Here is a 20,786-nt window from a genome sequence, read left to right as displayed (position 1 = left end):
CTAAGGCTTTGTACGCAGCTTCCGGCTGGCTGGCCGCTAGGCCAGGGCCGGCTGCGGAGCGGGCCGTTCTTCAGGCTTTTTGTTGCCCGCGGGCTGCTGGGGCGGGCCACCTTCCGACTCCTCTTTTTCGAGCTGCTCCTTGGTCTTGGGCGGGCCACTGATGCGCTCCTGCAAGCTCTCAAACACGATGAAGAGCACCGGAATGAAAAAGACCCCCACCAACGTGCCAAACAGCATGCCGCCGATGGCCCCGGCGCCGATGCTCTTGTTGCCATTGGCCCCCGCGCCGCTGGCAAACAGCAGCGGCAGCAGGCCAAACACGAAGGCAAACGAGGTCATCAGAATCGGGCGCAGGCGGGCTTTGGCGCCTTCCAGGGCCGCATCGAGTATTTCGAGGCCGTGGTCGCGGCGGCGGGCTAGCGAGAATTCGATAATCAAAATCGCGTTCTTAGCCAGCAGGCCGATGAGCATAATCACCGAAATTTGGAGGTAGATATTGTTATCGACGCCAAAAAGCCGGGCAAATAAATACGTGCCACTCAGGCCAATAGGCAGCGAAAGCAGTACCGCAAAGGGCAGGATGTAGCTCTCGTACTGCGCGCTCAGCAGCAAGTACACGAAGATGAGCGAGAGCCCAAAAATGTAGAGCGACTGCCGGCCGCTACCCTGCTCTTCGCGGCTGATGCCCGAAAACTCGAAGCCGTAGCCGGCCGGTAGCTTCTGGGCCGCCACTTCCTGAATAGCCACCAGGGCCTGCCCCGAGCTGGTGCCTTCCTTGGGCGAGCCGTTGACGGAGATGGCGGTGAAGAGGTTGAAGCGCGACAGGCTTTCGGGGCCGAATACGCGGGTCAATGTCACAAACTCGGTGATGGGCGCCATGGCCCCGCTGGCGTTGCGCACAAATATTTTGCTCAGGCCCTCGGGGCTGGCGCGGTAGCTGGTGTCGGCCTGCACCATCACCCGGTATTGCTTGCCAAACTGGTTGAAGTTGGACGCATACGAGCCGCCGTAATACACCTGCATGGCGTTCAGGATGTCCTTCTCGGTGAGGCCGGCTTCCTTCACCTTCGCCACGTTTACCGAAAGCTGGTATTGCGGAAAGCCGGGGTTAAAGGCCGTGGAGGCAAACTGAATTTCGGGCCGCTGGTTGAGGGCCGCCAGAAAATCTTGCGCCACCTTGTAAAATTCGGCTGTGGTGTGCCCGCCCCGGTCTTGCAGCTGAAACGTGAAGCCACCCGTGGCGCCAAAACCCGTAATGGTGGGCTGCGAGTTGATGCGAATCTGACCGGCCCGAATGTGCGCGGTGAGCTCATTTATCTTCTTGATAACAACCTCGTTGCTCGCTTTCTTGCGCTCGTCCCAGGGTTTGAGGCGCACGATAACCATGCCGTAGGCGCTGCCCTGGCCAGCCAGGAAGTTCTGGCCCGAAATGCGCAGCGTACCGCGCACCGCCGGAATGGTGCGAATGAGGCTATCCACCTCATTATTAACTGCCGTGGTGCGCTCCAGGGTGGAGGCCGGCGGCAGGCTCACGTTCACGAAAAGCGTGCCCATGTCTTCGTTGGGCACGAAGCTGCTAGGGGTGCTCGTCATCAAAAAATACAAGAAGCCCGCAAAGCCCGCCACGCCGGCCAGCGCCAGCCACCGGCGCCCCGCCAAAAACTGTACGGCGCGGGTGTACTTACCCACCAGCGCATCGTAGGCCGCATTGAAGGCAATGCTGAAGCGCTGCATAAACGTCTTTTTCTGCGTGCCTGGCGCAGGTTGCTCGGTGGTAGCCTCGGGGTGGTCGGGATTGGTCTGGTGGTGCGGGGGTAGCAAGAACAGCGCTGCCAGGGCCGGGCAAAGCGTGAGGGCGTTGATGGCCGAAATCAGAATGGCTACCGCAAGCGTTATCCCAAATTGTTTATAAAACACGCCCACCGAGCCAGTGATAAACGTGACCGGCAGAAACACCGCCGCCATCACGAGCGTGATGCTCACAATGGCCCCCGTTATCTCACTCATGGCGTCGATGGCGGCGCGGCGGGGCGAAGTGTAGCCGTTTTCGAGCTTGGCGTGCACGGCCTCCACCACTACAATGGCGTCATCGACCACAATGCCGATGGCGAGCACCAACGCAAAGAGCGTGAGCAGGTTAATGCTATAGCCGAAGATTTTGAGGAAGAAGAACGTGCCGATAATGGATACCGGCACCGATACGCCGTGGATGATAGTAGACCGAAAGTCTTGCAGGAAAATGAAAATAACCAGGAATACCAGCGCGAAGCACTCGACTAGGGTATGAATTACCTTGTCAATGGAAGCATCGAGAAAATCGTTGATATTCACTAGGTTGGTATAGTGAATACCTGCCGGAAACGACTTTTCGGCGGTGGCAAGCACAGCAATGGAATTCTGGATTACCTCGCGGGCGTTGGAGCCCGGCGTCTGGTTAACCGAAATGCCCACCGAGGGCTTGCCAAACGTGGTGCTATTGCTGTTGTAGGTCTGCGCGCCCAGCTCGATACGGGCCACGTCTTTGAGGTGCAGCAGCTGGCCCTGAGCGGTGCCCCGCAGCACGATGTTGCCAAACTGCTCTTCCGTGATGAGCTTGCCGGTGTACTTGATGACGTACTGAAAGCTCTGGTCGGAGTTTTCGCCAAATGAGCCCGGCGCGGCCTCCACGTTCTGGTCGGCCAGGGCGGCGGTAATATCGGCCGGCGTGAGGCCATAAATGGCCATCACATCGGGCTTGAGCCAGATGCGCATGGCGTAGTTGCGCGAGCCAAAGGCGTTGGCCGCGCCCACGCCCGTGACGCGCTGCAGCTGCGGCACGATGTTGATGAGGGCGTAGTTCTGCAGGAAAGTCTGGTCGTAGGCGGGGCTATCGCTGTAGAGCGCAAAAATCAACAGGTTGCTGCTCTGCTGCTTGCGCACCGTCACGCCGGCTAGGGTCACTTCCTGAGGTAAGAGGCTGGTGGCGCTGGCCACCCGGTTTTGCACGTCCACGGCCGCCTGGTCGGGGTCGGTGCCCACCTTAAAATACACCTGAATGCTGCCCGAGCCGGTATTAGTAGCCGAAGAGGTCATGTAGGTCATGCCTTCCACGCCGTTTACCTGCTCCTCCAGCGGCACAATTACGCTCTTGAGCACCACGTCGGCGTTGGCGCCCGCGTAGCTGGCCGACACCTGCACCGTGGGCGGCGAAATATCGGGGTACTGCGCAATGGGCAGCGACAGCAGCCCCAGCACCCCTAGCAGCACGATGATAACCGAGATAACGGTGGAGAGCACGGGGCGCTCAATGAATATTTTCAGCATAAAATCCCTGTTTTATAATAGCTTATATAAAGGCGGTTGTCAGTGCGAGCCCGGAGAGTAATCGCCCCAGCACGAAAGTTGAACGCCCCTGGCAAAGCCACTTGGCGCGGGTGTCATGCTGATGCGATTGCGTGGCAGGCTTGCACTGACAGTCGAGGAAAATCCGTAGTCCTATTCCGCTAGCCCGACATCTCGGTCCTGGCGCTTTTCGTCACCTTGGGCCTGATTTTGGTGCCTTCCTTCAGGGCGCTGATGCCTTCGAGCACCACCTCTTGGCCGGCCTTCAGGCCCTTTTGCACCACAAACGAGTTGCCATCGGGCGTGGGCACCACCGTGATGGGCAGGGCGTGGGCGGCCGTATCGCGGCCCACCACGTAGGCAAAATGCTTGCCCTGAAGCTCATAGGTAGCGCTCTGCGGAATGAGGAGCGCCTTGTCCATGTGCTGAAAAGTGCGCACCGAGCCGCTGCTGCCGCTGCGCAAAATGCCCTGCGGATTAGGAAACGTGGCGCGGAAGCTGCTAGCCCCGGTTTCGGTATTTATCTGACCGATAGCGGTTTCGACGCGGCCCGGATACGTGTATACCGTGCCATCGGCCAGCACCAGGCGCACATCGGGCACATGGGCCAGCTTGTCTTGCAGCGTAGCTCCGGGCCGGCGGCGCGTGAAGCTGAGCAGCGCCTTTTCGCTGAGCGAGAAGTAGGCGTACACGTTGCCAATGCTCGACACGGTGGTGAGTGGGTCGGCCGAGGTGCTGCTCACCAGCGAGCCTATTTTGTTTGGAATGGTGCCCATCACGCCATCTACCGGACTCGTAATGGTGGTGTAGCCCAGGTTGGTAAGCGCATTGGAGAGGGTAGCCTGGGCCTGGGCCAGCGCGGCCAGCTTGCTTTCGAGGGTGTACTCCGCGCTTTCCAACTCGTACTTGCTGATAATGCCGCGCGCCACCAGCGGCTGCACCTTGCGCACATTCATCCGGGCGGCGTCCACGTCGGCCTGGGCGGTTTTGATGCCGGCGCGGGCCGTGCGCACGGCCTGCTCGTATTGGGGCGCCGAAATATGAAAGAGCTTCTGGCCTTTCTTCACACTAGCCCCCTCATCTACATAAATAGCCTCGACGAAGCCATCGACCTTGGGGCGAATCTCGACGTTTTGCTGGCCCTGAATGGTGGCCGGATAATCCTGGTAAAGCGTCACTGTATCGGGCTTTACCACGAGCACGGGGTAGTCTTTAATGGGCTGGGGCCCATCTTTGCCATCCTTGCCGCCTTTGCCATCGGCGGCGGTGTCGTCTTTTTTAGAGCCGCAGGCAGCTAGGCTCAGCAGGGCTAGCAGCCCAGCCGTTAGGCTCGGTAGTCGGTTGCGCATCGTCTTAAAACGTAAAGCCAGGCCACTAGGCTGGGCCAATCCGTCAGGAAAAGACGAAGCCCGCAACTATCCCGGCAGACACCGCTATACGGCCGATGGGGCGGGCAGAGTTGTGAGGGGGCCATGAGCAGCTGAGCGCAAGCTGCTTTTATTCAATAAATTGCTGAATAAAAGACGGATATGCGTAATAAGCCCGGGCTTACCTAGTGGTGATGGTGGTGGCCCGGCGCGGCGGGCTTACCAAACAGATTTACCAGCGCGCCCACTACAAACAGCACCGCCCAGCACACGTAGAGCCAGCCGTAGCCGGCGGGCAGCGGCCGGCGCACCAGGTAGCGCATCAGTAGCTCAGCCCCGCCACTCATCAGCAGCCCGGTGAAGGCAATAAACTGCCAGGAATTGAAGTGAGTGGGGCGGTAAAGCTTGGCAAAATCCATGGGGTAGAAAGGCAATAAAAAAGCAAAGAAAATGCCCGGGTCAACTTCGGGCTAGCCCGCGCGTACACTCTGGGGCGGCGGCAATCCGTACGCTTGCCCCGGCAGGCACTAGCCTGGCCCGCAAGCTACCAAACCAGTTACTACGTAAAACCACCCACCCCGATTATGATACTCAGCGACGAGCTATTCGAAGAAGACGGCACCACGCCCAAGGCTAAGACCCAGGGCCAGCAAACCGACGCTCCCAACCAGAACCCGACCCTCAGTATTCCGGCGGGCCACAATGAGGAGCTGGCGAAGCAGCGCGACTACCAGGAGGACCAGAGCAACAACAAGCAGAGCGACGACGCCAGCGCCCACCGCAACGTAGGCGCCAACGCCTACACCCAGCGCAGCGACCAGAAAGACCAGCTGCAGAACCTGCACATCGGCGGCTCCGAAACCGAGCCCCAGGGTGGCAACAACCACACCACCGCCAATGAGCAAGCCCAGGGCCCCGGCTTCACCGAGGAGGGCAGCTATGAGCTTGATGAGCAAGGCGAAGGCATCCGAATGCACGAGCAAAAGCTGGGCGACAAGCAGGCTGGTGGCTCGGTGCAACGCCCGCAGGACGAGCGCCTGTAGCCAGGGCCCGCACTAGCATATCCTTAAGTTTCCCGACTACTGGCCATGAGCCGGCGGTTGGGAAACTTGTTTTAGGGGGAGTCATTGGGAGCCTTGCCCGTAGTGAAGAAGCCGCTTATCTTGCCGCACCTTTTTTATTCTTCACGATGAATTCCCTTCTTTCTGTTCGTGGCTGGCTGGTGCTTGCCGCACCGCTGCTCGCCGCAGGGCTAGCCAGCTGTAGCCATACGCCCGAGGCAACTGCCGAAACCGCTGCCCCAGTTGCTGCGCCGGCTCCGGTGGCCGTGCCGGTAGCAGCCCCAACCCCGGTAGCGGCTGAGGCCCCAAAGGCAGCACCCGCTAAAGTGCTGCCCAAGCCCAAGCTGCTGAAGCCCGCGCCCGCCGCTCCGGCTTCGGCCACCCCCGCCCCGGTCGTGGCCGAAGCCGCTCCCGCCGCTCCGGCGCCCGAGCCGGTAGCGGCCCCTACGCCAGCCGCGCCCACTACCCACACCCAGGCCGGCCGCGTGCTCGACGAAAGCGGCCGCCCGCTGGTAGGGGCCACCGTGCTGCTGCGCGGCAGCACCAAAGGCACCAGCACCGACGCCAATGGCAACTACACCCTGGAAGTGCCCAGCGGCGAAAACACGTTCTCGGTAGGCTACGGCGGCTACCAGGACGAAACCGCCACCAGCCGCGACGGCCAGCCGCTCAACGTGACCCTGCTGCCTTCGCCCGGCAGCAAAAGTAAAAAGCGCCGCTAGGCGCAAAAAGAGCACTATTCCAACTACATCGTAGCCTTAATACAGCGTATATAACCAAGGAACGCCATGCTGCGCTTGCGCAGCATGGCGTTCTTTTTTTAGTCCGTTGGCTCACGTTGTATTACGGCCCTTCTGCACTGCTCGCTTGCCGCCCCCTAGTGTGAGCGACGCCGCGCAGTAGAATTTCCATGAATAAGCTATAATAGGCTGGTTTTGGTGCTATACTGCGGCCTGCAAATCCTTTCTTTCGCTGCATGAAGCACTTCTTACTATTTTCGGCTACGCTGCTAGCTACTGCGCAGCTGGCCGTCGCGCAGGCACCCGCCAGCACCGGCGCGCCCGCTAGCCCCCGCACCGATGCCAAGCCCGCCGCTAGCCTCGGCACCATCACGCAGGGCCTGAAGAAATATGACGGCTACTTTCCGTTTTACTACGACGACAAAACCGGCAAGGTCTACCTTGAAGTAAGCCGCTTCGACCAGGAGTTTCTCTACTTCAGCTCGCTTACCAATGGCGTTGGGCTGGGCGGGCCCGAGCGCGGCGGGGCCTCGTCGGCCATCGCCAAGTTTGTGAAAGTAGGGCCTAAGGTGATGCTTTTGGAGCCCAACTACGCCTACCGCGCCTCGGGCAAGAACCCCGATGAGCAGCGCGCCGCAGAAAGTGCCTTTGCCAAGTCCGTCATCTGGGGCTTTGCGCCAGTGGCCGTGGAGGGCGACAAGGTGCTGCTCGACCTCACGCCCTTCCTGGTGCGCGACAGCCAGAAGCTGACCGACCAGCTCGGCCGGCGCAACTTCGCGGGCCTGCGGGGTGGGGCTAGCGGGCCGGCCCCAGCGCCCTACCGCTTCGACGAAACGCGCTCGGCAGTGTACCCCGACAACACGAAGAATTTTCCGAAGAACACCGAGTTTGAGGCCCTAGTGACGTTTGTGGGAGGGCCTAGCAGCGGCGGCAACGACTTTGGCTTTGGCAGCGCCGGCCTGGCGCCCGACCCCAACGCCGTGACCGTGCGCATGCACCAGTCGTTTGTGGAGCTGCCTCCGCCGGGCTTCGAAATGCGGCCGTTTGACCCGCGCTCGGGCTTCAACCCGTTTACGTACCAGGATTTTTCGGTGCCCATGACCGAGCCGCTGGAGCAGCGCTCCATTCGGCGCCACCGGCTCGAAAAGAAAAACCCGGGCGCCAAAATAAGCGACCCCGTGGCGCCCATCGTGTACTATGTAGACCGCGGCGCGCCGCCCGACATCAAGCGCGCGCTCATCGAGGGCGGCTCGTGGTGGAACCAGGCGTTTGAGGCCGCCGGCTACCGCAATGCCTTTATTGTAAAGGAATTGCCGGAGGGTGCCGACCCCATGGACATTCGCTACAATGTGGTGAACTGGGTAGACCGGGCCGGCAACCCGCGGGCGTTTTCGTTCGGCTCGTCCTATATCGACCCGCGCACCGGCGAGATTATCAAGGGCGTTGTCACGCTGGGCTCCGACCGCCACCGGCAGGACTATCTGCTGGCCGAAGGCCTGTTGCAACCCTACAAAACCGACCACCCCGACACCAAGCCGCTGCAAGAGCTGGCCCTGGCGCGCGTGCGGCAGCTGTCGGCCCACGAAATAGGGCACACGCTAGGGCTGTTTCACAACTTTGCCGCCAGCGTGCGCGACCGCAGTTCGGTGATGGACTACCCATTTCCGCGTATCGTGCTGAAAGCCGATGGTACCCTCGATGTGTCGAAGGCCTACGATACCGGCATCGGTAGCTGGGATAAGCGGGCCATCCTGTGGGGCTACCAGGACTTCCCAAAGGGCACCAACGAGGCCGCCGGGCTAGCGGCCATCATGAAGGAAACGCTGGCGCAGGGCCACCTGTTCGCCTACGACCCCACCATTTCGCTGCACCCGCTGTCGAGCCAGTGGGACGACGGCTCCGACCCCGTGGCCCAGCTCACCCAGCTCATGGCCGTGCGGCGGCACGTGCTCGATACCTTTTCGGCCAATGCCTTGCCGACCGGCGCCCCGCTAGCCACCCTCGAAGACGTGCTGGTGCCCATGTACTTGCTGCACCGCTACCAGGTAGCCGCCACCGCCAAAACGCTTGGCGGCCTCTACTTCACGCCCGCCGTGAAGGGCGACGGTCAGGTGCCCACCCGCCTGGTAGCCCCCGCCGAGCAGTGGAAGGCGCTGAATGCCCTATTAGCTACTATCAGCCCGGCCGCGCTAGTGCTGCCCGAAAAGCTGCTAACCCAGCTGCCGCCCCGCCCGGCCGGCTACTCCGCCACCGTCGAAACCCCCGGCAGCCGCACCGGCATCGCCTTCGACCCCCTGGCCGTGGCCGAAGCCGCGGCTGCCCCGACCCTGGCGGTGCTGCTCAACCCCGAGCGGGCGGCCCGCCTCATCGAGTACCAGGCCCGCGATGCCGAGCAGCCCGGCTTCCTGCCGGTGGTGGATAAGCTGCTGGCTCAGACCTGGAAAGCCCCCCTAGCTGCGGGCTATCCCGGCGAGGTGCAGATAGTGGTAAACAACGTGACGCTGAAGTATTTGCTGCAGCTAGCGGCCGATGCCAACGCCTCGGAAACGGTGCGCGGCCAGGGCCTGCTGGCCGTTGATAATCTGAAGCAGTGGATGACCAATCAGCTGCCCAGCGCCACCCCACGCCAGAAAGCCAGCCTGCTGTTTGGCCTGGCCCAGATTCGCAAGTTTGAGGACGACCCCAACAAATTCACGCCCGCCCCGGCCCTGGATATGCCCCCCGGCGCGCCCATCGGCATGCCGGGGCTGGACTTTTTGGGCGATGAGGTAACGTATTAAAGAAGGATAACAGAGTAACTATTTGAAAATAGGAACGTCATGCTGAGCTTGTCGAAGCATCTCTACCACGCCGCGTGGGGTACTAATCCATGCGGCGTGGTAGAGATGCTTCGACAAACTCAGCATGACGTTCTTCTGCTTTATTAAGCTTACTTAGAAAGTCTAGGGCCGCCCTGCAAGCATTACCTTTCGCCCCGCAATAAGACCTTCTTTAGCCCACCACTTATGCAGAAATACGTACTGGCGCTCGTGCTGGCTGGCCCCCTGGCCGGGCCGGCGCTCGCGCAGCAGCCCGCGCTCACCGCCGAGGACTACGCCCGGGCCGAGCGCTTCATGAGTTACAACACCCAGCCGCTGATAGACCATAGCATGGGCCAGCCCAACTGGCTGCCCGATGGCCGCTTCTGGTACCGCACCGCCACGGCGCAGGGTAGCGAGTTTATCGTGGTTGACCCGGCGCGCAAGACCCGCACCGCCGCCTTCGACCAAAGCAAACTAGCCACCGCTCTTGCGACCGCTAGCGGCCGGCCAGTAGAGGCTAGCCGGCTGCCGTTTCGCAGCTTCACGTATTCGCCCGATGGGCAGGCCATTGCTTTCGGAGCGGGCGGCAAGCGCTACCGGTATGCCCTGGCTAGCGGCCAGCTCAGCCCCGACGACCCGCCCGCGGCTAGCCCCCCCGCCGGCCCTAACGCCAACGCGGCCAATGAAGTAGTATCGCCCGATGGCCGCCTGGCCGCCTACATCCGCGACTACAACCTGTGGGTGCGCGATACCAAAACCAACCAGTCGACCCAACTCACTACCGATGGCGTGAAGGACTACGGCTACGCCACCGACAACGCCGGCTGGACGATGAGCGACGCACCCGTGCTGCGCTGGTCGCCCGACTCGCGCAAAATCGCCACCTTCCAGCAAGACCAGCGCAAGGTGGGCGATATGTACTTGGTGACCACCAACGTGGGCCACCCCACGCTGCAAAGCTGGAAGTACCCGCTGGCCGGCGATAAGGACATTGCGATGATTGAGCGGGTAATTATCGAAGTGAGTCCAGCCAAAGTGGTGCGCCTGCAAGTGCCCGCCGACCCGCACCGGGCCTCGCTCTCGGACGATATTTCGAGCAGCGGCACCTTCGATGATGTGGATTGGAGCGCCGATGGCACGCAGCTAGCCTTCGTGTCGACCTCGCGCGACCACAAGGTGGAGAAAATGCGCGTGGCCGATGGCGCTACCGGCGCCGTGCGCGAGGTGTTTACCGAAACCGTGCCCACGCAGTACGAGTCGGGCCAGCACGCCATCAACTGGCGCTACCTGCCCAAAACCAAGGAAATTATCTGGTATTCGGAGCGCGATAACTGGGGCCACCTGTACCTCTACGATGCCACCACGGGTAAGGTCAAGCATCAGATTACCAAGGGTAACTGGCTCGTGACGCAGCTGCTGAAAGTAGACGAGCAGGCCCGCCAGCTCTATTTCCTGGCCGATGGCCGCGAGGCCGCCAACCCGTATTTCACCCAGCTCTACCGCATTGGCCTCGATGGCAAGCACCTAACGCTGCTCACACCCGAGGCCGGCAACCACCAGGTGGCGTTTGCGCCCTCGGGCCGCTACTTCGTAGACAGCTACTCGCAGCCCAATGTGCCGCCCGTAAGCGTGTTGCGCGGCCTTGATGGCAAGCTGATTACGACGCTGGAGAAAACTGACATCTCGCGCCTCACTGCTACCGGCTGGAAGGCGCCCACGCCCATCACCGTGAAAGGGCATGATGGACAGACGGACCTGTACGGCCTGCTATTCACGCCTACCAAGCTGGACCCAGCCCGGAAATACCCGATTATCAACTACATATACCCCGGCCCGCAGGGCGGCGGCGTGGGTAGCTGGGCGTTTTCCTCGGCCCGCAACGACAACCAGGCCCTAGCCGAGCTGGGGTTTGTGGTGGTGGTGATTGAGGGCAGCTGCAACCCGCTGCGCTCCAAGAGCTACCACGATGCCTGCTACGGCAACATGGCCGAAAATACTCTCGGCGACCAGGTGGCCGGCATGCGCCAGCTAGCCCAGCGCTACCCCTACATCGACCTGGAGCGGGCCGGCATCTGGGGGCACTCGGGCGGGGGCTACGCCACGGCGGCGGCCATGTTTCGCTACCCCGATTTCTTTAAAGTGGGCATTTCGGAGTCGGGCAACCACGAAAACCGTAACTATGAGGACGACTGGGCCGAGCGCTACATCGGCTTGTTAAAAACTAACCTCGACGGCACCACCAGCTACGATAACCAGGATAATGCGTCATTTGCTAAAAACCTGAAAGGCAAGCTGATGCTAGCCCACGGCTTGATGGACAACAACGTGCCACCCTACAATACCTGGCTGGTAGTGGACGCCCTCACCAAGGCTAATAAGAGCTACGATCTGGTGGTGTTTCCGCAGGCCCTGCACGGCTACGGCCAAGCTTCGCCTTACATGACCCGCCGCCGCTGGGACTACTTCGTCCAGAACCTGGCCGGCGCCACCCCGCCCCATGACTACCAGATGACGCCCCGCCCCGACCCGCGCCTGGAGGTGCAGTAGGGGTAGGCGCCCCGCGAAGGGCGGGAGTAGAATATGCCTTAAAACGACAATGCCCCTGGTTTCAACTAGAAGCCAGGGGCATTTTTAGTAAGAGCAAGCAGCCCGCTAGGCCCCGCCCATGCGCCGCCCAAACAGAAAGTACACCGGCAGGCCCAGTGCCACCAGGCCCAGGCCGTAGCGCGAATACTCGGCCGTGTCGGGCGCGATGAGCAGGATGATGCAGAAGGCCGAGGCCAGCGCCACGTAGATGCCCGGCAGCACCGGGTAGCCCCAGGCGCGGTAGGGGCGGGGGGCATCGGGTCGGGTGCGGCGCAGCACGAAAATGCCGATTATCGTGATGAGGTAGAACAAGATAACCGAGAACATCACGTAGTTGAGCAGCTGCCCGTAGCTGCCGCTCAGGCACAGTAGGCTGGCCCAGAGGCACTGCACCCACAGGGCGCGGCCGGGCACACCGGCCCGGTTGAGGATGGCGAGCGAGGGAAAGAACAGGCCGTCTTTGGCCATCGCGAAATAGGCGCGGGCGCCGCTTAGAATAATGCCGTTGTTGGCCCCGAAGGTGCTGAGCATGATGAGGATGGCTAGCACATAGGCGCCGGCCTGACCCATCACCGACTCGGCTACGGCGGTGGCCACGCGGTCGTCGGTGGCGTACTGGATGCCGCGACCGGCTAGGGTCGTGGCTTCGGGCGAGCCCTTGAGGGGCAGCACCAGCAGGTACACGATGTTGATGAGGATGTAGAGCGCCGTGACGATGGCCGTGCCGATGGCCATGCTGCGTACCAGCGTGCGCTCGGGGTTCTGAATCTCCTCGCCCGCAAAGCCGATGTTGTTCCACGAATCGGACGAGAACAGCGAGCCGGTCATGGCCATGCCGATACCGATGATGAGGCTGCCCGTGCCCAGCGGAATAATGCTGCCGCTAGCCCCCGGCGCCGGCGAGCGCGTGGCGTGCCAGAGGTCGTGGAAGTTGGCCTGCACGGCGTCGGCATTCAGCCCCAAAAACAGCCCAAACAGGATGAGCAGGGCCAGCGCTACGAGCTTGGTCGAGCTGAGCACGTTCTGGATAAGCTTGCCGGCCTGCACGCCGCGAGCGTTCACGGCCGTGATGGCCACGATAAGGATAATGGCCAGCAGCTGCACCGAACTGAATGGAAACGGCCCGAGGTTGAACAGTACGTTTTTAACCGAAAACCACGGCACCATGACGCCCGTGAACTTGGCAAACGCCACGGCCACGGCCGCGATAACGCCGGTTTGAATCACCAGAAACAGCGTCCAGCCATACAGAAACGCCACCAGCTTGCCGAAGGCTTCGCGCAGGTACACGTACTGGCCGCCCACCTTCGGGAACATGGCCGCCAGCTCGCCGTAGCTGATGGCGCCGGCCATGGTGATGAGGCCCGTGAGCAGCCACACCACCAGCAGCCAGCCCGCCGAGCCCACCTGCCGGGCAATATCGGCCGACACGAGGAAGATGCCCGAGCCTATCATGGAGCCCGTGACGAGCATCACGGAGTCGAAGAGTGTGAGCGCGCGCTTGAAGTGGCCGGGCGCGTCGGCGGGGGTGGTGGGAGGGGAGGAAGAGGGTAGGACGTCGGCCATAAAAGCGAAAGGCTAGGGCAGTTTTTTGCCAAAGAAACGACTGGGGCGGCAAGCTCAAGCGGAGCGGCCTACTTTTGCCGCATGTCCCGCAAGCTTCTGGCCCTGTTGGTGGCGCTGGTAGCGCTGCTTTCGCTGGCCACCTACGTCTACTACCGCCGCACGCTGGCCGCCCGCCCCGTAGACCCCTACGCCCTGGTGCCCGACGATGCGGTGCTGGTGCTGGCCACGCGCGACCACGCCGCCCTGGTGCAGCATTTGCAGGAAGCCGGCGTGTGGGACAACATCACGGGCGTGCGCTACTTCCAGCAGGTGGCCGGCCCGCTAGCCCTCGCCGACAGCCTCGACACCGGTGGGCGCCCTGCCGTGGCCGGCGCTGTGGCGGGCCGTCCGCGCGGCCTGCTGGCGCTGCTGGGCAAAAAGCTGGTGCTCAGCTCGCTGCATATTACCGGGCCGGGGCAGGTCGATGTGCTCTACCAGATACCCCTGGCCAGCGTGCGCGAGTACCGGCAGGCGCGGGGCCTGCTCGAAACCCTGGGCCGCGACCCGCGCTACCGGCTGGGCACCCGCGACTACGAAGGCTACGAATTGCAGGAGCTGACGGCCGTGGCGGGCGGCACGCTCACGGTGCTCAACTACCGCAACCACTTGCTGCTGAGTACCCACGCGGCACTGGTCGAGGCGGTGGTGCACCGGCTAGGCCACCTCGATGCGCCCACCGTGCGCGCGGGCTTCGGGGCTACCGATTTGCTGCGCCTGCGCGATGTAGACGCCACGCTGCTCGTCAACTTTCGGCGAGTGCCGGCGTTGCTCGACGTACTCTTTCAGCCCGGCAGCCACGCCTTGCTCGACCAGGCGCTGGCTCTCGGGCACGAGAGCTTGCTTGGCATCCGCTTTGGCCCCGGCCAGCTGGTGCTCACCGGCTTTGCCAACCCCGAAACCGCTGCCAACTCGTGGCAACAGCGCCTGCGTGGCCAGCCCGCGCAGGCGCTGCGCCCCCTGGCCGACGTGCTGCCCCTGCGCTCGGCCCTGGTGCTGGCCGTGGCTGGCCAGCTAGCCCCCGCGCCCGCCGCCGACACGGCCCGCGCCAGTCGCGCCGCGCTCGACAGCCTGCGCGCCAGCCTGGTGCCCGGCACTACGCTGGCTTACCTGGCGGCCCCCGCGCCGGGCGTGGTGCCATCCCGCCTCACGCTGCTGCGCAGCAGCGCGCCGGCCCGCACAGCGCAGTGGCTGGCCCGGTTGCGGCGGCTGGGCGGGGCTTCGCCGGCTTTCGGGCGGGTCGGTAACTACGAAATGTATGAGGCTGGTTTTGGGAGCGCCGCCCTGCTGGGGCCGCTGGCCGATACAACGCCAGACGAGGCCGCTGCCAGCGGGCCGCTAAGCACGGCGCTGGTTAATAACTACTTAGTGCTGGGTGCGAGCGCCACGCTGCGCGCTTACCTGGCCGATGTGGCCGCCGGGCAGGTATGGAGCCGCTCGGCGAGCCAGGTGGCGCTGTTGCAGCAGGCCCAGCCGCTGGCCCGCCTCACGGTGCTGGCCGATGTGCGCCAGGGCTGGAATGCCTTGCTCGGCACCCTGGCCGAAGAGCGTCGCGCCGGCCTGCTGCGCAATGAAAGCCTGCTGCGGCACTTCTCGCAGGTGGCCTGGCAGCTCGTGCCCCCCGACCAGCCCACCGACGAAGCCCGGCCGGGCAGCCAGTATTTTGCGCAGCTGCTGCTGCGTCGCCCCGGTCAGGCGCTGGCCCCCGACTCGGCGGCTTCGGCTACTGGGGTGGGGCTGCGCTTCCGCACGCCGCTGGCCGGGCAGCCCTTTTTGCTGCCTGCCGCTCCGGCTACCGACGGCACCCTGGCGGCCCCCGTGCTGGTGGCCGACTCGCTAGGGGTGCTGTCGCTGCTGCCCGCCGGCACGGCCGCCCAGGCCTGGGCCGATAGTCTGCCCGGCCCGCTGGCAGGGCCGCTGCACCTGCTGCGCGGCCGGCTGCTGCTGGCCACCGCGCACCGCGTGCATTGGCTGAGCCCCGTCGATGGCCGCGAGGCGCCCGGCTTTCCGCTCAACCTGCCCGACTCGGTGACGGTGGCGAGTGTAGTGGCGGGTACTTCGACGCGCATCCTGGTAGCCACGGCCAGCAACGACCTGCTGCTTTTCGACACCAATGGCCGCCGCTACCCCGGCTGGCCCCATCGCCTGGAGGCCCCACTGGCGGGCCCGCCGGCCTTGCTCACCGTGGGCGGGCGCGATGTGGTGGTAGTTGCCCTGCGCAATGGCTACGTGTATGCCCTCGACCAGGCGGGCAGCCGCTACCCGGGCTTCCCCGTGAGTGCCGGGGCGCGGCTCGAAGGGCCGCTGCTCACCTCGGCCGGCCCCACACTGGCCCGTAGCCAGCTGCGCGTGGTGAACCAGCACGGCGAGCTGCTGACCATCACGCTCAGCGGCGACATCAGCGCCCGGCGCCGGGTAGCCACCTGGAGCCGTACGGCCAGCTTCCGGCTGGTGCCGGAGGCTAGTGGGCGGGTGAGCTCGTTTGTGGTGGTGCGCCAGGATGGCGGCCAGCTCGACGTGTTCAACCCCAGCAGTGCCGCGCCGCTGCTCAGCCGGCAGCTGCTCACCTCGGGCGATAAGCCGGTGCAGTGGTTCGACTTCGACCCCACGCACCAGGTGCTGGCCCTCACCGAGCCGCTGCCGGGGCAGGTGGCGCTGTTTACTACGCAGGGCCGCCCGCTAGGTGCCGGCGCGGGCGCACCCAGCCCGGCCGGCGCCTGGCCCAGCACCGGCACCGGCGTGGCGCTGCGCTACGAAGCCGCCCGCCAGCGCTACCAGCTGGTGCGCTTCGTGCGCCGCGAGCTGCACCGCGACGAGGTGCGGGTGGAGTAGTGATGAGGAGTTGAGTGCGAGTGCGTTGTCTGCGGTTGACTACTGCCATCCAAACGCCCTAGCCCGGCGCTCGTAGCTCCAGCACTTGCGTCACGCTGCGCGGAATATCATCGGCATAATGGCTCACGTAGACCAGCGCCACGGGGCTAGCGGCGCATAGGGCCTCCAGCACCGCCCGGAAGTAGGGCTGCTGCGCAGCGTCGAGGCCCTGGCCGGGCTCGTCGAGCAGCAGCAGGGGCGGGTTCTTGACCAGCGCCCGCGCCACCAGGCACAGGCGCTGCACGCTGGCCGGTGCCTGGCGCAGCGGCTTGGCGGCGTATGCGGCCAGGCGCAGCACGGCCAGCCAGGCATCGGCGGTGGCGAGCTGGGCGGGGGTGGGGCGGCCCGGCCCCAGCGTGTCGGCAAAGCCGGAGGCCACTACCTGCCGGCAGGTGGGCTGGCCCGGAAAATACTGCAGCAGCTCGGGCGACACGTAGCCGATGCGCCGCTTGATGTCCCAGATGCTCTCGCCGGTGCCCCGGCGCCGGTCAAAAAGCGTGATGCGCTGGCTGTAGGCCTGCGGGTTATCGCCCGTCAATAAGCTGAGTATTGTTGATTTGCCGGCCCCATTCGGGCCGAGCAGGGCCCAGCGCTCGCCGGGCTTTATTTCCCAGTTCAGGTGGTCTAGAATCAGTCGCTCGCCATAGCGGATAGTCACGTCTTCGAGTCGGGCTAGGGTGTGAAATGCGGGCGGCGCAGCGGGCCAGAGCGCCGCTAGGGCTGCCGCATCGGGCAGAAGCGGGATGGGCGCGACGATGGGCCGGTACTCGGCCACCGGCAGCACCTGGGCAATGTGGCCCTCAGCTAGCTCCGCCACGTGCGTCACGATTGCTGGCAGCTCGCCCAGCGTAGTGGCGAGCACGACGGTAGCACCCGCCGCGGCCACCTCGGCCAGCAGCGCATCAAAATCGGCCCGGCTGGCCACGTCGAGCCCGGCTAGGGGGTTGTCCAGCAATAGCATCACGGGGTTGCGCAGCAAGGCTTTAGCCAGGCGCAGGCGCTTGGTTTCGCCATTGGAAAGCTGAATGAGCGGCTGGTCTTGTAGGTGCGTGAGGCGCAGGCGCTCCACCACCCGGTCGTACGTCCAGGGCGCAGCGGGCGCCTGGGAGGGGCTAGCCAGCAGGTACTCGCGCACGGTGGGCACCTCTTCGGCAGCCGTGGCCTCGTAGCGCTGCTGGTAGTAGAGCTCGCTGCCGCCCGGCCGCGCCCGAAACGGCGCCCGGGCCCCCACCAGGCTCACCACCTGCCGCCACGCGGCCAGCGGGTCGGTGGGGTAGCGCTGGCGGGCGGCGGCTTCCAGGCCGGCATAGGTTGCCTGGCCACCCGTGAGCAGCAGCTGCCCAGCCAGGGCCGCCAGCAGGGCGCTTTTGCCGGCGCCGCTAGGCCCCACCAGCGCCAGGTGCTGGCTCGGCTCAATACGCAGGCTGAGGTCGGCAAATAAGATGCGGTCGAGGTGGCGCACCGTCACGTGCGCCAGGGCTAGCAGGGGAGCAGGCATGGTGTCGGAACGACGGATGCCACCGGATTTTTCGGATTTCACGGTTTTTGTCAGTGCTGAGTGCGTAAGCTTCGGGCGCATCTTTGCGCGAGCGGCCGGGTAAAGATGCACTATTACGCTGCCCGTCTGTTGCCTTATGCCCTTCTCCCTTGGCCTCGTGGTAGGCAAGTTTTGGCCGCCGCACCGGGGCCACCAGCTGCTGCTCGAAACGGCCGCCGCCCAAGTGGCCGAGCTGCTCGTGCTCGTGTATGCCCACCCCGACGATGCCACGCACCCCGCGCCCACGCGCGCCGCCTGGCTGCGCGAGCTCTACCGCGGCGACAACTTTGCGCGTGGCCCGCACGTGGGCACCACGCCGCTGCGCATCATCGCCCTCACCGCCGAGGCCGACGGCCTGCCCCCCGATACTGCCGATGACCACACCCACCGCGAGTTTGTGTGCCAGTGGCTGGCCAGCCACGGTTACCATCCCGATGTGGTGTTCAGCAGCGAAGCCTACGGCCCCGGCTTTGCCACGCACCTCGGTGCCGCCCACGTGCTCGTAGATGAGCCCCGCCAGCAAGTGCCGGTGAGCGGCACCGGCCTGCGCGCCGCGCTGGCCGCCGATGCCTCGTATTACCACCTGCTCGATACGCGCTACCTGCACCCCTTCATTGCCGCCCAATACGGCGTAGTGCCGCCTACTGCCGTGCCCCGCCTGGTGCTGCTAGGGGCCGAAAGCAGCGGCAAAACCACCCTGGCCACCGCCCTGGCCGAGGCACTGGGCACCGCCTGGGTGCCCGAGTACGGCCGCACCCTGCACGAGCAAAAAAACGGCGCGCTCGACTACGAGGACTTGCTTTACATCGGCCGCCGCCAGCTGGAGCTGGAGGATGAGGCCGCCCCCCGGGCTAGCGGCTGGCTCGTGTGCGACACCAATGCGGCTACCACGGCGCTGTATTCCTACTACTATTTTCACCGCTGCGACCCCGCCTTGCAGGCGCTGGCCAGGGTGTGCACCATCCGCTATGCCCGCACCTTCGTGTGCCTGCCCACCGTGCCCTTCGAGCAGGATGGCTGGCGTGGCCCCGAGGCGCTGCGGCAGTTTCAGCACGGCGCTATTTTGATGCAGCTGGAAATGCTGGGCATCCCTTACACCTTGCTCAATGGCAGCGTGGCAGAAAGGGTGGCGCAGGTGCAGGCAGCACTAGGGTAAGAACACAAGGTGTTTGTGCCCCTCCCTGGCGCGAGTTTAGGCGCAGCCGTAACTCGTGCCAGTTTTTCGGGGAGGCCGTGCCTCCCATAAAATGAGCTAGCCGAACGACCCTAGCGGCGCACGCACGCCTTGCCGCAGGCGCGGCAGGGGAGGTACAACCTCCCCGCTATAGTCGGCACGAGTTACGGCTGCGCCTAAACCTGCGCCAGCGCGACGAGCCAGCGCAGCTACTGCGCCGCCGCAAAATCCAGTACGAACGCCGTGCCTTTGCCCACTTCCGACTCGGCCTTGAGCGTAGCCTTGTGAAAAGCGGCGATGGTTTGGGCGATGGGCAGGCCCAGCCCGTAGCCCTCGGGCGCGCTGGGGCCGGTGGCATGGAAGCGCCGGAAGCGGTCGAAGAGCAGCGGCAGGTTTTCGGCCGCGATGCCGGGGCCCTGGTCTTCCACACGCAGCTCGTAGCCGCCGCTAGGGGTGGGGCGGCCCACTACCCTGATTTGCCCGCCCTCGTGGTTGTACTTGATGGCGTTGGAGAGCAGGTTGCGCAGCAGCGTGTGCAGCAGCGTGGCATTGGCGCGGGGCACCACGTAGTCGGGCTGCAGGTCGATGTGTAAGGCAATTTCGCGCTGCTGGCGGCGGTCGTCGAGCTCCTCGGCCACGTCTTGCACGGTTTGGGTGAGGGGCACGTTGGCGTCGCGCAGGTACTGCTCGTTTTCGATGTTGGCGATGAGCAGCAGCGTGCGCACGGTGTTGCGCAGGCGGTAGAGCGTGCGTTGGCTTTCTACTATCTGGCGAGCGTGGGCTTCGGGGAGGGTGGGGTCTTGCAGCATGTTTTCGAAGCGCGACTGCAAGATGCTGGTGGGCGTGAGCAACTCGTGGCTCACGTTGCTCATAAACTCGCGCTCCTTCTCGAACGAGGCTTGCAGCTGGCGCATGAGGGCCGAGAGCGAGTCGTCGAGCCGCCGGAAATCGGTGGTATCCGTATCGAGGCGCTGAAACGAGAACTCGCCCGGCTGCCGAATGCTGCGCAGCTTGCGCGAAATCAGCTCGCGCAGCGGGCCTAGCAGATAATGCGCGAAGGCCGCATCGGTAAACACCGTGATGCCCGCGCCCGCCACCAGCACCCACAGCGCCAGCCGCCGCAGCGTGTCGGTGAGCAGCTCCACGGTGGCCAGCGACGAGCCGATTTCGAGGCGGTAGCGGCGGGGCCCGGGGCCATCGAGGGGGCTGGCCCCGCGCAGGGCGCCCAGCGGCGCCACGTAGCTCAGGATGCGAAAATCCTCAATCTCCTTATCTACCTGCCGGGGCTCCTCAAAAATGCGCTCGGTGGGTGGGCCGGTCGGCCCGCTGGGGTAGGCCGGCAGGGGGGTAATGGTAATGTATTCCTGCTTAAGAATATTATAGTCGGCGTAGCTCTCGTCGTGCTCGGCCCGCAAAAAGGTGGCTAGCCCATCGCGCTCGATGAGGTGCAGCAGCTCCTTCTTTTTTTCGAGCAGGCGCTGGTCGGTATGGCCCACCGCCACGCGCTGCACAATGGGCGGAATCAGCAGCGCCCCCAGCAGCACCAGCAGCAGCTTGGAGAGGCCATTGAAGAGGCCGAGCTTGGTTTCGAGTCTCATTAATCGGTTGGTAATGCCTACCAAAAACGCTTGTCATTGCGAGCGCAACGAAGTGGAGCGCGGCAATCTTTCCTTTACGCTTGGGTTGCTAATCCAACGTCAAAGGAAAGATTGCCGCGCTCCACTTC

The 20,786-nt window shown here is 64.2% G+C and carries 12 protein-coding genes; 6 read left to right on the top strand and 6 right to left on the bottom strand.

The window, feature by feature from the left end:
- Positions 1-36 precede the first annotated feature (36 nt).
- From J4D99_RS06470 to J4D99_RS06460, 3 genes are all read right to left on the bottom strand, one after another.
- The gene (locus tag J4D99_RS06470; RefSeq protein WP_208130906.1) at positions 37-3,303 is read right to left on the bottom strand and encodes an efflux RND transporter permease subunit; all 3,267 of its coding nucleotides are present in this window, start codon (positions 3,301-3,303) and stop codon (positions 37-39) included.
- 179 nt (positions 3,304-3,482) lie between these two features.
- Positions 3,483-4,670, bottom strand: a complete 1,188-nt coding sequence (locus J4D99_RS06465; protein WP_208130905.1) for an efflux RND transporter periplasmic adaptor subunit — start codon at positions 4,668-4,670, stop codon at positions 3,483-3,485.
- Between the two features lie 203 nt (positions 4,671-4,873).
- Positions 4,874-5,107: a hypothetical protein gene (locus tag J4D99_RS06460; RefSeq protein ID WP_208130904.1), complete on the bottom strand. Its 234-nt coding sequence runs from the start codon at positions 5,105-5,107 to the stop codon at positions 4,874-4,876.
- Between the two features lie 165 nt (positions 5,108-5,272).
- On the opposite strand from J4D99_RS06460, the gene J4D99_RS06455 reads away from it, so the two are divergent.
- The 4 genes from J4D99_RS06455 to J4D99_RS06440 all read left to right on the top strand — a co-directional run bounded on the left by J4D99_RS06455 (position 5,273) and on the right by J4D99_RS06440 (position 11,837).
- A complete protein-coding gene (locus J4D99_RS06455) occupies positions 5,273-5,731 on the top strand; it encodes a hypothetical protein (protein WP_208130903.1) in 459 nt (152 codons plus the stop codon).
- 146 nt (positions 5,732-5,877) lie between these two features.
- Positions 5,878-6,471, top strand: a complete 594-nt coding sequence (locus J4D99_RS06450) for a carboxypeptidase-like regulatory domain-containing protein (RefSeq protein ID WP_208130902.1) — start codon at positions 5,878-5,880, stop codon at positions 6,469-6,471.
- Positions 6,472-6,725: 254 nt separating this feature from the next.
- Positions 6,726-9,269, top strand: a complete 2,544-nt coding sequence (locus J4D99_RS06445; protein WP_208130901.1) for a zinc-dependent metalloprotease — start codon at positions 6,726-6,728, stop codon at positions 9,267-9,269.
- 225 nt (positions 9,270-9,494) lie between these two features.
- Positions 9,495-11,837 carry a S9 family peptidase gene (locus J4D99_RS06440; RefSeq protein ID WP_208130900.1) on the top strand — a complete coding sequence of 781 codons (2,343 nt, stop codon included), beginning with the start codon at positions 9,495-9,497 and terminating at the stop codon, positions 11,835-11,837.
- Between the two features lie 105 nt (positions 11,838-11,942).
- On the opposite strand, the gene J4D99_RS06435 is transcribed toward J4D99_RS06440, so the two are convergent.
- The gene (locus J4D99_RS06435) at positions 11,943-13,442 is read right to left on the bottom strand and encodes an APC family permease (protein WP_208130899.1); all 1,500 of its coding nucleotides are present in this window, start codon (positions 13,440-13,442) and stop codon (positions 11,943-11,945) included.
- An 81-nt stretch (positions 13,443-13,523) separates the two neighbouring features.
- Between J4D99_RS06435 and J4D99_RS06430 the strand changes: the two genes are divergently transcribed.
- On the top strand, positions 13,524-16,310 hold the full coding sequence (locus J4D99_RS06430) for a hypothetical protein (RefSeq protein ID WP_208130898.1): 2,787 nt from the start codon (positions 13,524-13,526) through the stop codon (positions 16,308-16,310).
- A 58-nt stretch (positions 16,311-16,368) separates the two neighbouring features.
- On the opposite strand, the gene J4D99_RS06425 is transcribed toward J4D99_RS06430, so the two are convergent.
- Positions 16,369-17,889, bottom strand: a complete 1,521-nt coding sequence (locus J4D99_RS06425) for an ATP-binding cassette domain-containing protein (RefSeq protein WP_208130897.1) — start codon at positions 17,887-17,889, stop codon at positions 16,369-16,371.
- A 94-nt stretch (positions 17,890-17,983) separates the two neighbouring features.
- Here J4D99_RS06425 and J4D99_RS06420 point away from each other — a divergent pair, with 94 nt between their 5' ends.
- Positions 17,984-19,042, top strand: a complete 1,059-nt coding sequence (locus tag J4D99_RS06420) for an AAA family ATPase (protein ID WP_208130896.1) — start codon at positions 17,984-17,986, stop codon at positions 19,040-19,042.
- A 227-nt stretch (positions 19,043-19,269) separates the two neighbouring features.
- On the opposite strand, the gene J4D99_RS06415 is transcribed toward J4D99_RS06420, so the two are convergent.
- Entirely contained in the window at positions 19,270-20,658 is a 1,389-nt protein-coding gene (locus J4D99_RS06415) for a sensor histidine kinase (RefSeq protein WP_208130895.1), read from the bottom strand.
- Positions 20,659-20,786: the final 128 nt, after the last annotated feature.

Origin of the sequence: Hymenobacter sp. BT559 (assembly GCF_017571525.1) — a bacterium.
Taxonomy (GTDB): Bacteria; Bacteroidota; Bacteroidia; order Cytophagales; family Hymenobacteraceae; genus Hymenobacter; species Hymenobacter ginsengisoli.
The sequence above is the reverse complement of the archived record's forward strand: the minus strand, read 5'-3'. Positions and strand labels throughout refer to the sequence as shown.

Bases quoted from the DNA above. Each gene is read 5' to 3' on its own strand.
- J4D99_RS06455 (WP_208130903.1), top strand. From the start codon at position 5,273: ATGATACTCAGCGACGAGCTATTCGAAGAAGACGGCACCACGCCCAAG.
- J4D99_RS06440 (WP_208130900.1), top strand. From the start codon at position 9,495: ATGCAGAAATACGTACTGGCGCTCGTGCTGGCTGGCCCCCTGGCCGGG.
- J4D99_RS06460 (WP_208130904.1), bottom strand. From the start codon at position 5,107: ATGGATTTTGCCAAGCTTTACCGCCCCACTCACTTCAATTCCTGGCAG.
- J4D99_RS06450 (WP_208130902.1), top strand. From the start codon at position 5,878: ATGAATTCCCTTCTTTCTGTTCGTGGCTGGCTGGTGCTTGCCGCACCG.
- J4D99_RS06415 (WP_208130895.1), bottom strand. From the start codon at position 20,658: ATGAGACTCGAAACCAAGCTCGGCCTCTTCAATGGCCTCTCCAAGCTG.
- J4D99_RS06430 (WP_208130898.1), top strand. From the start codon at position 13,524: ATGTCCCGCAAGCTTCTGGCCCTGTTGGTGGCGCTGGTAGCGCTGCTT.
- J4D99_RS06465 (WP_208130905.1), bottom strand. From the start codon at position 4,670: ATGCGCAACCGACTACCGAGCCTAACGGCTGGGCTGCTAGCCCTGCTG.
- J4D99_RS06470 (WP_208130906.1), bottom strand. From the start codon at position 3,303: ATGCTGAAAATATTCATTGAGCGCCCCGTGCTCTCCACCGTTATCTCG.
- J4D99_RS06420 (WP_208130896.1), top strand. From the start codon at position 17,984: ATGCCCTTCTCCCTTGGCCTCGTGGTAGGCAAGTTTTGGCCGCCGCAC.
- J4D99_RS06435 (WP_208130899.1), bottom strand. From the start codon at position 13,442: ATGGCCGACGTCCTACCCTCTTCCTCCCCTCCCACCACCCCCGCCGAC.
- J4D99_RS06445 (WP_208130901.1), top strand. From the start codon at position 6,726: ATGAAGCACTTCTTACTATTTTCGGCTACGCTGCTAGCTACTGCGCAG.